The 14460-nt window shown below is 34.7% G+C and carries 9 protein-coding genes; 5 read left to right on the top strand and 4 right to left on the bottom strand.

Going from position 1 to position 14460, the window contains the following annotated elements:
• The first annotated feature begins 4 nt into the window (after positions 1-4).
• Both AC0VZ4_RS15740 and AC0VZ4_RS15735 read left to right on the top strand, forming a co-directional pair.
• On the top strand, positions 5-1390 hold the full coding sequence (locus AC0VZ4_RS15740; RefSeq protein ID WP_475440131.1) for a hypothetical protein: 1386 nt from the start codon (positions 5-7) through the stop codon (positions 1388-1390).
• A 513-nt stretch (positions 1391-1903) separates the two neighbouring features.
• Positions 1904-3019: a cysteine desulfurase family protein gene (locus tag AC0VZ4_RS15735; protein ID WP_475440130.1), complete on the top strand. Its 1116-nt coding sequence runs from the start codon at positions 1904-1906 to the stop codon at positions 3017-3019.
• An 83-nt stretch (positions 3020-3102) separates the two neighbouring features.
• Here AC0VZ4_RS15735 and AC0VZ4_RS15730 read toward each other — a convergent pair whose 3' ends face one another.
• Genes AC0VZ4_RS15730 through AC0VZ4_RS15720 form a run of 3 tightly spaced genes read right to left on the bottom strand, consistent with a single transcriptional unit; the run spans position 3103 to position 8357 of the window.
• Positions 3103-4182: a phosphoadenosine phosphosulfate reductase domain-containing protein gene (locus tag AC0VZ4_RS15730; RefSeq protein ID WP_475440129.1), complete on the bottom strand. Its 1080-nt coding sequence runs from the start codon at positions 4180-4182 to the stop codon at positions 3103-3105.
• Complete coding sequence (locus AC0VZ4_RS15725; protein ID WP_475440128.1) at positions 4183-7413, bottom strand: hypothetical protein; 3231 nt, start codon at positions 7411-7413, stop codon at positions 4183-4185. It abuts the gene before it with no gap.
• A complete protein-coding gene (locus AC0VZ4_RS15720; RefSeq protein ID WP_475440127.1) occupies positions 7413-8357 on the bottom strand; it encodes a DUF4007 family protein in 945 nt (314 codons plus the stop codon). The genes AC0VZ4_RS15725 and AC0VZ4_RS15720 overlap by 1 nt, the downstream gene beginning before the upstream one ends.
• Before the next feature lie 252 nt (positions 8358-8609).
• Here AC0VZ4_RS15720 and AC0VZ4_RS15715 point away from each other — a divergent pair, with 252 nt between their 5' ends.
• The 3 genes from AC0VZ4_RS15715 to AC0VZ4_RS15705 are packed head-to-tail and all read left to right on the top strand — an operon-like array spanning position 8610 to position 12971.
• Complete coding sequence (locus AC0VZ4_RS15715; protein ID WP_475440126.1) at positions 8610-10418, top strand: hypothetical protein; 1809 nt, start codon at positions 8610-8612, stop codon at positions 10416-10418.
• Positions 10411-11925 carry a methylation-associated defense system protein MAD7 family protein gene (locus AC0VZ4_RS15710; protein ID WP_475440125.1) on the top strand — a complete coding sequence of 505 codons (1515 nt, stop codon included), beginning with the start codon at positions 10411-10413 and terminating at the stop codon, positions 11923-11925. Before AC0VZ4_RS15715 ends, AC0VZ4_RS15710 begins: the two co-directional genes overlap by 8 nt.
• On the top strand, positions 11922-12971 hold the full coding sequence (locus AC0VZ4_RS15705; RefSeq protein WP_475440124.1) for a hypothetical protein: 1050 nt from the start codon (positions 11922-11924) through the stop codon (positions 12969-12971). The genes AC0VZ4_RS15710 and AC0VZ4_RS15705 overlap by 4 nt, the downstream gene beginning before the upstream one ends.
• Before the next feature lie 20 nt (positions 12972-12991).
• Here AC0VZ4_RS15705 and AC0VZ4_RS15700 read toward each other — a convergent pair whose 3' ends face one another.
• Complete coding sequence (locus tag AC0VZ4_RS15700) at positions 12992-14209, bottom strand: IS4 family transposase (protein WP_475439829.1); 1218 nt, start codon at positions 14207-14209, stop codon at positions 12992-12994.
• Positions 14210-14460 lie beyond the last annotated feature (251 nt).

Raw genomic sequence — 14460 nt, 5'->3', positions numbered from 1 at the left:
TGTTATGGAAAACACAACGATTGAATTTAATGAAGTGGATTATATTGTGCCTACTGAAACATTCGGCATTGAATACTCTTATTTAAGTAAACAAGGCTTTCCTTTCATAAAAGAATTTTTGCTTAAAGCACTTTATATTTCACCGCTTTCGAAGTTTGAACTGTCTTCGTTTTTTGGCTTTAACCAACGTGAATTAGCGGCTGCTATTGAGGAACCAATAAGCAAAGGTGAAGTTGCATATTCTGACGAGGGAAAGCTATTTTTAACCACATTGGCAAAAGCTTATTTTTCATCATTAGATGATAAACCTATGATCGAAAAGCCACAGTCTAGAACTTCTTCTGTTTCATTTGAATTAGCTGGGTTTAATAAAGTTAAAAACCAGCATGAAAATTGGCACACAGGTCTTCGTTTAAATGTTAACCATGAAGTACAAAGCTTAAGTGAGCAGCATGCAAGAGCTATGTTTATTAAACACTTTCAGCGGCTAGTAGAAAGAGGTGAATTGGGTGTTATTAAAACTCATGATAACTCGTTACCTAGCCTTTATTCAGTTGATAAAGTGTCTAGAAAAAAAACTATCGCTCACAGAGTTAAGCGTAAGTTTGAGGTAGATTTAGACAGCCGAATTAAGCCTTTTTACGTTGATAAACTTTACGAAAATGATGAGGCGATAACACAGGCTATTGCACAAGAAACTGACAACATTAGATTGGGTAACAACATAGATAGCATTGCTGCCGCATGGGATGCTTTTGAAGATATGTCTGTTAGTCGTTTTATCAAAGATGACAGTATCGACTTTCGAGGAATGCTGGCTGAAATGGTAGCTGGCTCTTTTGATAAACCGTATGAGCTTTTGGTTGGCCCATTATATGGTAAACAGCCTTGGGCTGTTATTGAAAACAATTTAAAGAAACTCAAGCCCCATAAAAAGACGCAAAAACCAAGAGAGCTTTGCTGGTTTGGTGCTAATACTCATTATTGGGGAATGAGTGAAGGCTTTAATAAAGCTAAAGATAGCCTGAATAACTATAAAACGAATGGAAAAAATACGAATTATAAGCTGAAGGTGTATTTACCTTGTGGTGACCATCAGAATGTTGAAAGGCAAGCTGGTAGAGCATGGAAACATAAATTAGGTAGCATTGATTTTTGTGAAGGTATTAGAAACGGTTTATTTGATGGTAGCGTTGAGATTTTACTCTTAGATAATGAATTTGCTGCGGTAAGTTATCACTTATCTATGCCTGACCTTAGTCCGGTTCCTGTGCCTCTAGGTTTTTTCACCACTGACCAAAAGTTAGTTGCCAAAATAGCTAGAGTTGTTAATGAGTTTTTGAAAGGCTCGGTATCACACGGTAAACCGAATTTAATCGGTAAATTATAATAATCAAAGGATTTTCTGAGGCGAATATGAAGTTTACAGAAGCACAATTAGAAGCGGCCATTATAGAGTTACTCAGCTCTCTACACTGAGAGAGGTTAAAATATAACGATAAATTGAATAAGAATGTTGGTTTAATCATAAACAATCCTGGCTTTTTTTTCTGCCGTGAGCAAAGCGAACAAAGGTCTTTAAAGAGCTGACAGGAAATACCAAAGCATGAAGGGGGGAAGATGATGATAATGTGGACGCTGAAATCTCAAGTATCTCTCAATTTGGCTACCCACATAGCTTTAACTTATAGTTGTTAATATTCATGTTGATTCGGGCCACCTTTGGTGAAAACAAACCAGTGTAATGTAGCTATCAAGCCAACTGGTATCATTCGCCGAAGGCGGTCCATAAAAGTGAATTGTTATTGGAGGTACTAACACGGTTAAATTACAAATCTTTCATTCCCTCATAACAAACCATGTTATCCTGATATATAAAATTATTTAACTTAATGACAAACGAATGATTTATTTAGATACTGCCGCGTCTTACCCTATGCTGCCTGAAGTCAAACAGTCCCTAAATGAGGCTTTTGAACATTATTATGCTAACTCTGCATCGAGTCATTTATTAGGAGAGCAAGTTTCTGATGAAATTAATAAAGTCCGAGAACAACTAGCAGATCAAATAGGTGCATACCCAAGTGAAATTGTGTTCACAAGTGGTGCGACAGAATCTAATAACATTGCCTTTAAAAGCTTACTTTTGGGTAACGAAATAGCCAAAGAAAAAAAACATATTGTAACCACGCAAGTTGAACATAAATGTGTATTTGTCATATGTGATTACTTGAAATCCATTGGTTATGAAATTACCTACGTAAAACCAAATAGAAATGGAATCATTGAGACTGATGCAATCACCAATGCAATTAGGCCAGATACTGCTCTAGTTTCAGTAATGCATGTAAATAATGAGCTAGGCACTATTAATCCTATTGAAGAAATAGGGCAAGTTTGCTTTGATGCTGGTGTCTTATTCCATAGTGATGCCGCTCAAAGTTTCCAAAAAGTAGATATTGATGTTGATGACCTAAATGTTGATGTTATGTCATTTTCTGCCCATAAAATTGGAGGCCCTAAAGGCATAGGAGCTATCTATATTCGAGACTTAAGAAAAAAACATTTAATGCCTGTAATTCATGGAGCCGGGCAAGAAGAAGGTTTTCGGGGAGGAACTGTTGCAGCTCCCTTAATTACAGGTTTTGGCGCTGCTATTAATTATTTTACAAAGTATTATTCCACTTTTAAATCTACAAACATTAAAGAGTATTTACTAAATAGACTAAAAGAAGAAAATATAAAATTTATTGTAAATGGTACAAATACATTAGTGAGTTGTTTATCGATAACGCTACCTGAAACAGATACAGAGACATTAGTTAGAAAAAACGAATCGATATTATGTTTAGCACAAGGTTCGGCTTGCTCGTCAAAAGAAATAGAACCATCACATGTGCTAAGTGCCATAGGGCTAACAAGAGAATTGGCCGATAAAACATTTAGAATAAGCTTTCCTCTTGACATCAATAGTCGCTCAATCGATAAACTCACCAAAGAAATTAAGGCTTTTTCTTAACTGTAGTAGCTTACAATTAACCTCGTCGTTAACCCATTATTATTATTCCTGCCATGTAATGGGGGCTTCTACTCGCTATATCTCTATTTATAACAAGTTACACAAGCTCCGCCACCTTCAGCTTCATCGTATATGTCATCCATATAGTCGGTATCTATCTCTTTAACCGCTATTTGAAGGGCGTTACGTCGTTTATTTTTTTTCTTTAAGAAACGTTCAAACTTCTTTTTATGATTCGTTTCTATTTGATCTTTTCTTGCGTCAGACTCTAAAGTTGAAAGAGGGGTGTCTTTGCCTAACCAATAAAAAGTACCATCTTCTCGTTCATCTTCAGCAGCTTTTTCATATTTTTTAGCTTCTTCAAAAGCCTCAGGATATATTTCTTTTAATCTTAACCATTCAATTTTTTGTTGATAAAAACAAAATGTACAACCACTTCTAGACCGCCAACCGTAATAGCCGGGCTTACCATCATCCATGGCTTCAACAATTTTTTGTAAAGTCTTCGCGTCAACATTCCCTTTATACTCAGGATCCCTATGCTTCTTTTCCACTAAAGCACTAAAGTGTGCAGTTATTTCACTTTCACTGCGTTCTTTAAGTTCACGGTACGAAATTACATCTGGGTGATCGGAAAATAAGTCAGCTTTTCTGAGAATGTCAAAAACACCATTACGGTCAATACCATCTTCCCTAAAAGGCATTTTAATTTTCATATAGTTTTCAGAGATAGAGTTAGTCATAAAGCCTGTTCGCTCAGGTTCATCAGCTCTAATTCCTACATACGAAACAACTTCTTCATATCCTTCGTCTTTCATTTTCTTATTTACCCACAACTCGTATGGCACTAATTTCATCTGAATAGTGCACCATCGTGCTTGGGGGGACGGGAGGTAATTTTTATGTTTTTTTAAATGGAAATCAAAATCTTTCTTTTCCCTGTTAGATGTATAAACTTCTTCATAAGGATCAATAATAGTTCCGACATAACCTTCCAATCTATTAACAAAATCAATAACTTCAGGTAACTCTTTACCTGTATCAGTAAAGTAGTAATGTATATTTAGGTCGGGGTAATTTTTTCTCATGTACATAGCAAGTGCAGCGCTATCTTTACCGCCAGAAAGGCCGAGTACATGTAATGTCTTCTTTGTAGAATCCACTTAAACTTCCTTTGTTTCTAGTGACTCAATAACTCTTAATAGAATAGCTCGTTGCTTAGCCGAGTCTATTGTTTTAAGTGTCGCTTTTACTGAACTCATTTCTTGTTTAAATTCACTATCTACTTTATTCATGGATAAGTCACCTAATACAGCATAGTGAGAAGCTGTTTTAAACTTATCTATCATCTGAACTAATTCAGAATTAGCCTTTTCAAGCGCTATATCATTCCAGTTTCGTTCAGCTACACCTGATAAAAGGGATATAATACTTGAAATCCACTTTTCGTTACTGGCAAACTCCGCTAAGCGTAAAGCGAATGTTTCAAGTTTATAATCAGATGTGTATTTAGCAACATTTTTACATCGAGTAAGTAACTTATGATCCAACTTGAAAAATGATGATATACGTGCCCTATAAGCATTAACCATGTCCGAATGTGCAGAACGCAATTCACTAATTACTTCAGAAATTTTGTCTGTTTCAATATTAACTTTATGTTTATTGAACAGCTTAGGAATGTCGTCCATTAAGTACTGTGTAGGGTCTGATGCTAACAAGGTAAGGTCTCTAAAACCGCGAGCAAGCTTTGAAAGGTTATTCGTTTTTTTCGTCCAAGGAGTCAATTCACTAACGAATTGAACATATTCTTGAGCTAACTTCAGTGTTGAAGGCTTTACTGAACCACTGTTTATGGCACTTGCTAGAGAAGCAAGGTGGTTCAATTTTATACCATCCATTGCAACAAATTTAATACCAACGCTTTGTGGTTCTTTTATTAGTTTTATTGCAAATTCTTCATCAGGTTGCGAAATAAATATATCGTTATTATTAACGTCCTTATCGTAAAAAGCTAAGTGCTCAGTGTTCGCCATTAAAAACGCTAGACACCAAATTGGCAGTATACCTTTTGCAACACCAAAAGGTTCTTTACTCCATAATGAATAAATCTCAGATAAGTAAACAATACTATTTTTATTTTCTTGTAAGTAATTAAACGCATTACTAAATAATAACGCCATATCAGCATTATCTTCGTTTGGCATGTAAAAATCAGCTTGCTCACTTTCAGGGTCAAATTTATGTAGCCCTTTCTTAACTATACATGAAAGATACAAGCCTTTTTCAGGAGGAAAACCATCTGATTCAAAACCTAAATCTCTTTCATCAGCATAATCAACCATTCGAATAAGTAGTTTTTTAATAGCTGCATTAGCACTACCTGAGGGCTTAGATCTATTAACCAGCTCATTAATAGCTTTAGGCGCGTCACTGAATACATTATCAGCAATAACTGAAGCTACTTGAGAAAGAGAACGTCCAGCTATTTCCTCAGCTTGATGCTTCCAGGTAGAGTATTGAAAAACTGACGATAACTCTTTTTCAACATGTTGAGATGCTAATGAAATTCGACTATCAAGCTCTTTCGTTGCAATTAGATCATGTTCAATTTTATCTTCTTCTTTTGCTATTTGGTTTAACGCAATTAATTCAATTGCAGCTTCTTTTAATCTTTGTAAAGAGCTAGCATTACCAATAGCTGCAAAAGGCAGGTTTGGCATTGCATCAGCTAACTCCTTTGCCACCTCAATGGAAGCAGGGAGAAGAAAACTAAGAAATGAAGCGCCTTTCAAAGGCTCTTTCTTTAACGAATTAATAAAACCAGGCTCAATTTTATTTATTAGTTTTGTATTTGCCCAACGCATGGAGCCAGTTCTATGATAATGTGCAGTTGCTAAAATATTTTGTGGAATATCACAAACTTTTGTCCAATCAACCCCTTGGCTAACTGACTCAATACGTTCTAACACCATGTTGTGAATATCAATATCACTGCCCTGAAATACAAACAAAGCATTATGATTTTGACGATAAATAATTATCGTCCAAGATTCTAAATCTTTAATGGCCTGAGAAGTTTTTGCTTTACTAACACCCTGAGCTGAAAAGTAAGAAGTTATAAACCCTTTTTTCGCATGTAAATGATGTTGAAAACCAAATATAGTTAATAGCGCAATAACTTTTGTTATTGATACGTGTAACTCTGTACCTTTTTGCTCCGCTCGATAAATAGCATCACACCCCTCCAACCAAGCTTTACTGTCATGAGAAGTAACAATGAGATGGTGTAAATTGTAATGTAGGTAATCCCACAGTAATTCAGGACGATATAGATCAGTTGATTCAATCCCTGAATCGTAATTAGTCGATAAAAATTCTCTAAACCCTAATTTTTCATGGGAGGCTAAAAAGCCGAATAAGCTTCGTTCATTTTGTGAGAAACGTCTTCTAGAAATGGGACCAAGCAACAAACTTACAATTGGATCAAGTGGGAGTGTTTTTAATAATGCTTTTTTATTGATGTTTTTATGTTCAAAGCATGCTAATACATTACTAATTAGATTTTTATGCTCTTTTTCTAAAACATGAATAATTTCAGATGTTTTTGTAATTGAATCTCCCACTAATACAAGTGACTCATCAATTGAAGGGTTAAAGCTTAAATCTCTATAACGGCCTTGAACTTTTGCCCATTCTTTTTGAGCTTTAGCGTCTTTATTTTTTGCATAATCTGAAAATGATTGATGTAAAAAACCTACAAGTACAACCGAGTTTTTAGCTTGTTGCGCAATATCAGCAAGTGATTGGAAAAAATGTAAATCTTTATTATTCCTTGATTGGTAATCAAGTGCTTTACCCATCTCATCAAGAAAAATAAGCGTGCCATCAATTTTATTTGAAGTAGTTCCTAACGTACGCTTAATTTCAACTAAACATTTATCATCATCAAAAGAATTAACTTCTTCGACACTAAAATTAATTTGAAAAGCTCTATATACACTTTTCAAAATAGAGTTCGCTGGTGCTTCAAGACCGCAAACATGCTTAATTACCTGCCAACCCTTTTTAACACTAAAACGATGAGGAAAATCATCAAGAACGCCTTCAACCTTATCAAGTTTAGTTGTTGCATATGTACGTTCTGCTTTATTTATAGAAAGTAGGCTAGCTAAAAACAATGCAATTGTTGACTTACCTGAACCGTATGGGCCCGTTAGCGTATAGGCTCTTTGTTCACTACCTACAAAATCACGGCTAATTGTATCTAATACATTTACCGCTGTACCATGTAATATGAAATCATTTAAAAACGGTTTGAAATCATCTAGTTGACTGTCAATTCTAGTTGAACTTTTATAGCGCTGATTTATACTAATTAATGAGTTCATCATTATGAAGTAGCTCCATAGAATTTGTTAAGCACAGCTAAAGGATTACTCATATACTCATTATTTATTTTTACCTGACGTAGCCCCAGTGAATCAAACCAAGACACTCCATCTTTAGAGTACTCTTGTGCTTCATCCAATTTTTGCCCTAAACCGCTTTCTGAAAGCCTAAATATTCTTCCAGGCGAGCAAGGTTTCGTTAATAATGAATCGAAATCAATACTGTTAATCTTTGAATCTTTAGTTTCGTTTTGAGCAAATTTAATTAGCCCATAAATAAAAACTTCAATAGGAAGTTCAGGCCGCTCAGCTAAATCGCTTACATAAAAACCTCCACCATTATCGGTAACTAAATTAAGTTCAGTTAAAGGTGAGGTAAAATGTTCTTCATCTATTGTTAGCTTTTTCTTAACAGCAACACTTTTAAATTTTTTACTATAAGTATTTAAAAAACAGTCTATATCTTTTTTAAGAGTACTCTCATTACCTATATCATTAGTAACCAATTTTTTAGCGTCACTTGAACAGTCTGAAAGAAGTTTCGATTTTTCAAAATGCTGCACATGAGAAAAATTAAAAAAGTAGCGATAAGCGCTAAGGTGTTGAAAATTAAAATTTAGCCAAAAATGAACAAGCCACACTGAACCTATTTGCTCTAAATACGGATCTTTTCCTGTAACTGCATTAAATAAGTAATCACCGTTTTCAGAAATGAAATAATCAATATTTGATTGAGTTCTTTTACTTGAAAGCAACTCAGCAGACTCTGCCCAATACCTAATAGCATTGACCATATTTTTACCCACACCAAGTTTAATTATTGCTTGTTGAGTTTCTTCTTCCTTGCTCGTCTGTAATTTACCACCTGAATTCAAATGGTTAACAGCTTTAAAGAGCCAACCATATCTAAGGGGAAAAGTATCGTGACCGGTAAATTTAGCTTTCATTCCTGTTGCTACCTCTGGAGAAATTGTCCAGAGGCAATAGTATAGCGTTTCTCTCTCAGGATAAAGGAATTTTCACTGTATATTTAAACAGAAAGTACGCACTTGTAAATAAACGTGGTTTATGTGTAATTCTTTGTTGGAAAACAACTTTTTCTGCTTTTAAAGTTGAAAGCTATTTAATATAGTGTTTGAATGATTTATGTATAGAATTTTTATTTTCGCAATAGCTATTTGAACGGTAAAGGAATGATTATGACTTGGAAGCAAAATAATTGGGTCAAATATTTAGAGGGATATTGTCAGGGAAAGAATCAAATTCAAGATGAATACGTTAGAAAAGTTGCGGAAAGCTTAGGACTTGATGAGCCATTAAATATACAATTTGAATGGCAAAAACAAATTACCCAACAATTTGAATCTGAAGATGCTCATGGAGTTATTATACTTACAGGCACCGCAGGTGATGGAAAAACAAAATTATGCAGAGATATTGTCAAACAGATAGATGGTGATTCCTTCGATGAGGATAAATGGAATGCTAAAAGCTATTTTTGTTCTTCGGAAAGGACAATAGTTAAGGATTTCTCAGAATTACAAAATGAGAAGTCGTTAGTAATTCAAGAGCTATTAGATGTATTAGTAAATGGTGCTTCAAATAAACCCATACTAATTGCTGTTAATGATGGGATTTTAGTCGAGGAGATAGACAATTTCATCTTAGCCTCACAAAGTGAAGAGTCTGAAAAAAGAGCAACTCAGCTAAAAGAAATCATTGAAGATAAAATCAATCTTGGATTTAGTAATTGTGAGCAACAAGAGCTGATCAAGCTTATTAATTTATCTAAACTCAATGCAAAGGAAAACTTTTCTCTAATTTTGGATGAAATTATTAACCATTCTGGCTGGGAAGGTTGTAATTCATGCGAAGGGCAATCTAATAATTTATGTCCTATTTACAACAAATATAGCCTTCTAAAAACAAATGGTAATATCCAGGAAAATCTTAGTAATATCATTTTGTTACTTCAATTGAATAATGAGCATTTTACAATTCGAGAGCTACTAAACTTAGCAACCAATACAATTTTGGCGTCTACTCCTAAGGCCAAACATTTAAAAGCAACGAAGAAAGATACAAATTATCCTATTTTTAATTGTAATCGAGTACGTAGAGTTAATTCTTTTGAAGAGTTTGAGTATGAATCAACAATAGAAGTCGGATATTGGGGTATGAACCTTGGACCACACAAAATGAATAATGCAAGGCCTTACTCTGAAATCAATAAATTAATGTTCGGGGAGTTATCTACCAACCATTGGGATAATTACCTTAAGAAAAAATCAGAAAGAAAAGTTGAAATACCTTTAGATGATTTTAATGATTTATTAAATTCCAAGAAAGCTACTGACTTAGATATTGATGCTGACTTATGGGGAGCAATCGTTAGGCGTTCTCGAATACAACTTTATTGTTATCAAAATGGTGATGATAAGGCATTCAACTTACAAAAATTTGCGAGTTTTTCATACTTCAAAAGTATGGTGTTTGATGAACTTCAAGAAAATGATAACTGTCATAATATTGATTTAATCTCCCTCATTGTATTAGCACTTAATAGAATATTTCATGGAAGATATATTTCTGAAAATACAGGTAAAGACCGCCTTTATATACCAGAAAAAGACCAAGGTTCTATTACTCCTATATCAATTTTTCATGGAGATGAACTGAGAGATAGAGATATTTATATTACTAAAGTAAAAGGTGATTTTGAGTTGACAGGATCACGGATTGAACCTGTTATTGTATTTGATATTGATAGAAATATATCTTTAAAGCTTTCTTTGACAGTCGAGTTATTTGACTTTTTATACAGAGTATCTAAAGGCTCACCTCCAAACACAACTAATCCAAGGCTTTACAAAAAATTACTGATCTTTAGATCTAAATTAGCATCACAAATTAGCAATACAAGTAAATTAAGTGGAAAAAGAATTGAAACATATACAATAAAGGATGGAGAGTTTAGAACCTCAACCCTAAAGGTGAATCATGGATAGTTTACACACATACTCTTCAGAATTGATGAAAAAATACGGAATCAAACATATTCCAATTATTGAAAACATGTGGGGGCATAGGTTCAGAACAGACCAAACACCTTCAATAATTTTTTTTGAATTATTGTGCGTTATTGAAAGCCAACTTCAGGCTAAACGCGCAGGGTTAATAAACTCAATTTTCTCTTCAGAAAATAAAACTCTATATTTTAAGCATAGGCAGTTTTTTAAACTAAGAATATTGATTTATCAGAATGAAATATTAGAGACACTTATTCATTCAGAGCTTTCAGACGAAGACCGATGGGAGCGTCAGTTTGAGTATCTTAGAGGTATCAATGGAGAGTTATTTCAATTTAAGGATGAGGATATAGAACACTTGAAAAACAGCTTTTCTTCTTTTGAAAGCTTCTATAATGCTATCAAGATTTTAAGCTCATTAACTTTTGATCCATTATCAAATAAAAGATGGACATCAAAATTTATTTACCCGATTTCATCCGACTATATTTGGTGTGATTTCGATAATAGAAAATCAACGGAAGATAGAAGATTCTTTTGTCGGGGTGGTGAACTAGCGTATTTAATGCTTTGTAGAGCTGGAAATGAAGTTTGTGAAGAGCTAGAAAAGTATTTTGAGCTATGGCTAGATAAGCAGGACAACTCTTTCGCAAAATTAGCTAACCTACTAGTTCGTGAAGAAGAAAGGATTCAGTTACGTGAGGAAAGCCGTAAAGACCTAGGTTATTTACCTTACAAAAAACTTCCTATTTTTACAGACTTTGCGAATGATCTTTCAAAGGTGTTATCACTGGAGTTAGAAAGGTTAGATAAAGTTAAAGTAATGATTGATATGGTAGGCTATCACATTGGTAATTATGTTCTATCTATAGGTGAAACGTATCATAAATCCTCCAATCCTGCTGAATTGAAAAAACCATCTTACCTTGTCGAGGTGCTTTCTAAGGCTACAAACAGTATACGAAAATCCTCAATCCAGAGTATCTCAGCACAACGGAATAAGCTAAAAAGAAGTTTGACACTTCGAGCTGATGAAATAATACATTTGTACGAAGACGTTATAGACTCAGAGGAAGAAACAGAGATACAAAAAAAATCTAAGGAAGAGTTGTCATACGCTGAATCCTATTTAGCAAGTCATATTTCAAATTACTCTAATGTTTGTTTTAGACACATTGGTTTTTTGTCAAAAAAGAATACTCGTAGCTATAGATATGTTTTAACGGAAGATTTTCTCCATTCTCTTGTTGTTACTATTCTTGGGAATGAGAAACGAATGGAATTTAGTAATTTTGTTAAACAACTAAGAAGCCAATATTCAATCTATGTAGATACTTCACCTGAAAATGAGCGTGAATTGATTCAAAGGGATTTAAATCGAAATTCAAAAAATTTAGCAAGTTTACTGTATCAAATGGGAATGTTAAGACATTTATCTGATGCATGTAGCTACGTAATTAATCCGTACAGGGAGGACTCGGTATGAGATCATTGGCAAAGTATTTTTACGAGATAATAAAACAAGAATATAACGATTGGGTTAATTCAAGCAATGGTAATGGAGTTCCTGGACGATTAATTTTAAAGGAATTTGACACTAGGTTAGTTCGAGAAATTCTCTTAAATATTAGCGAATCTGGTGATTTTCCTATTGTTGAAATCGGATCTCCAGACGGCTTCATTATTGCTGTGGAAGATCATGAGCACTATCAAAATATTAATGTTAAAAAGCACACCTTTGCAGATCTTGCACATGAGAGAAATAGAGAAGGCAATTTTTTCTGTTTAATGTTTATTGCTGAAATAAAACCAACTCTTGAGCAAGTTTCGGGTATTGATCAGAGCACTGTTTTTGAGCAAACAGAGTTAAAAAAATGGGTAGAATTAGCTAAGTACCAACAACAAGATGGTCAAGCATTCTTAAATGAGTATGTTGAAGAGCTGGCCAGATTTGTCTCCGAATTAACAAACTCAAAATGGAGTAATAGGCCATTTATTGAAATTGATAAAATAAATGCATTTATAGATGGTGTAATTAAAGCAACTATAAAAGATGGTTTGTTTTATGATGCTTTGGGGAGAAGTTGCACAAACCTTGGTGGTATCAATAGACTGAGTGACTTTCTACCTTTAAAAACTTCTGGTAGTTCATATAGGCGGATTTTTAGAAGTATAGTCACAAAAACTTTATTGAAAGACATCGAATTTTGGAGAGCTATTCATAAAAATAAAGAAGTTGAACTTGATGAAATAAGAGAGAATTTAAATAGCATCAAGGAGAGTGAAACCGACTTTAATGAATTTTGTGAAACTGTAGATAAATATTTTGAAGCTTATTATCAGGGAGATAGAAGAGAAGAAAATAAGCAAAGAGATGAACTACAAAATAATTTTGATTGTTTATATCCATACGGTTCAGTCCTCCAAGCAAAAAATGTTAAGCCTAAATTCTATTTAGGTGAAGAAACAATATCCTTTTTTTCTGACAATGATATTTCTCTGTCAGAAGACTTCACTGAGCTGTTAGGCTAAGGGATCCCCAAAAATAATCATTAAGTTTCAATTACATCACTCACATCCATATTTTTCCAATTGAGTTGCACTACCACTTGTGCGAAATAGGCGAGCCCTTCTAAATAATCTCGCCGTCGCAGTTTAATGGACTGTTTTTTGAAGTATCGCAACCCAACAAATGCCCATGACACTACTCGCCTGCTTTTGGTTGAGTTAGCTTGAAAAGATCCTGTCTTTCCTGCTTTGTCTATCACTGCACCCAGCATCATTGAGAACCAATGCGCCAGTGTTGCGAGCAGTAAAAGTATGTCTAATCGGTAGAGTTTGTTCGTTCTGTGTAGATCTGAGCCTAAGCCGAACCTAACACTTTTTTGATCTCGAAATCCGGCTTCTATTTGCATTCTCATACCATATAATTTGAGCACTTTTTCGAGAAAGTGGTGCTTTTTTGGAAGTGAAGAAACGAGTAGCCAAGGCTCCTTATAACCACGTTTTTTATCTCTTTTTAATAACTTATGCCCCTTGCCAACCAGCACTGCATGCGTTTGATATTTTGCACTTTTGGTCAACTCGGTCGCGCCAAGATACTGGCTCTTACGTTGATTGCTCTTGAATAGTGACTGGCATGGAACAAACTCATCGCTGCCCTGCGTTTTCAAGTGTGCCGTACCTCGAACTCGGCTAATATAATGCCAGCCATTGTTTCGCACGGCTTTGAGCCAAGGAACTTTAAAGCCCGCATCCGTCACAATGACGGGCCGGCAATCACTCGGCAAGATCAGTTTGAGCATCTTCAAGAACCGTTTTTGTACTTTTGGGCAATGATATTGAAAGCTGAGTGCACTTTCCTGATACAGGGTTAAAGAGCGACCTTCACTGACAATGCTGGCACGCAGAATACAATATTTGGTTTGTGTATCGGCATGACTCCAATCAACCAAAATGACGGGATGCTTTTCAGTGACCACAAAACGGCTTAAGTGAACATAAACCGTTGTTGATTCACGTAAAAGCTCGTGGTTACTGAGCAGTCGATCAATACGTTTAATATCATGTTTTTCAGTGGTTTTTGAATTCAAATTGCGACCGATAGACGTCAAGGTGCATTGCTGACAGTGCAAAAGAGATTTAACGGCAGCGACTAGAGTATTAAATCTGGCTTTATGAATTGATTTAGGGGTGACAGCGCGGAGCATATTGTGCAAAATAGTAAAAGCATTCATGGTGTTTAGCTCTGTTGTTTGTAAGTGATTCATAAGATCACAAAACACCATGAATGTTCCCTCGCTTCCCACATTTTTTAATACTGTTAGTTTATTGATATATAAAGGCTAATTCTGGGGATACTTTAGGCTGTTAGGTTTAGTTGATAAACCAGCACAAAAGCCTGAAATAAATGAACTGCGAAAGTTTTATTTTATTTATTCAAAGGATATATCAGAGAGTTCAAAATTAGATAAAGCTTGGCTCAAGGAAATAACTAACTCAAAAGCAAATGTGTGTAATG

The sequence above is a fragment of the Pseudoalteromonas sp. QJM3NY_22 genome, from assembly GCF_056173065.1.
This window is presented reverse-complemented; position numbering and strand designations above follow the sequence as displayed.

Bases quoted from the DNA above. Each gene is read 5' to 3' on its own strand.
- AC0VZ4_RS15740 (WP_475440131.1), top strand. From the start codon at position 5: ATGGAAAACACAACGATTGAATTTAATGAAGTGGATTATATTGTGCCT.
- AC0VZ4_RS15735 (WP_475440130.1), top strand. From the start codon at position 1,904: ATGATTTATTTAGATACTGCCGCGTCTTACCCTATGCTGCCTGAAGTC.
- AC0VZ4_RS15725 (WP_475440128.1), bottom strand. From the start codon at position 7,413: ATGATGAACTCATTAATTAGTATAAATCAGCGCTATAAAAGTTCAACT.
- AC0VZ4_RS15720 (WP_475440127.1), bottom strand. From the start codon at position 8,357: ATGAAAGCTAAATTTACCGGTCACGATACTTTTCCCCTTAGATATGGT.
- AC0VZ4_RS15715 (WP_475440126.1), top strand. From the start codon at position 8,610: ATGACTTGGAAGCAAAATAATTGGGTCAAATATTTAGAGGGATATTGT.
- AC0VZ4_RS15710 (WP_475440125.1), top strand. From the start codon at position 10,411: ATGGATAGTTTACACACATACTCTTCAGAATTGATGAAAAAATACGGA.
- AC0VZ4_RS15705 (WP_475440124.1), top strand. From the start codon at position 11,922: ATGAGATCATTGGCAAAGTATTTTTACGAGATAATAAAACAAGAATAT.
- AC0VZ4_RS15700 (WP_475439829.1), bottom strand. From the start codon at position 14,209: ATGAATCACTTACAAACAACAGAGCTAAACACCATGAATGCTTTTACT.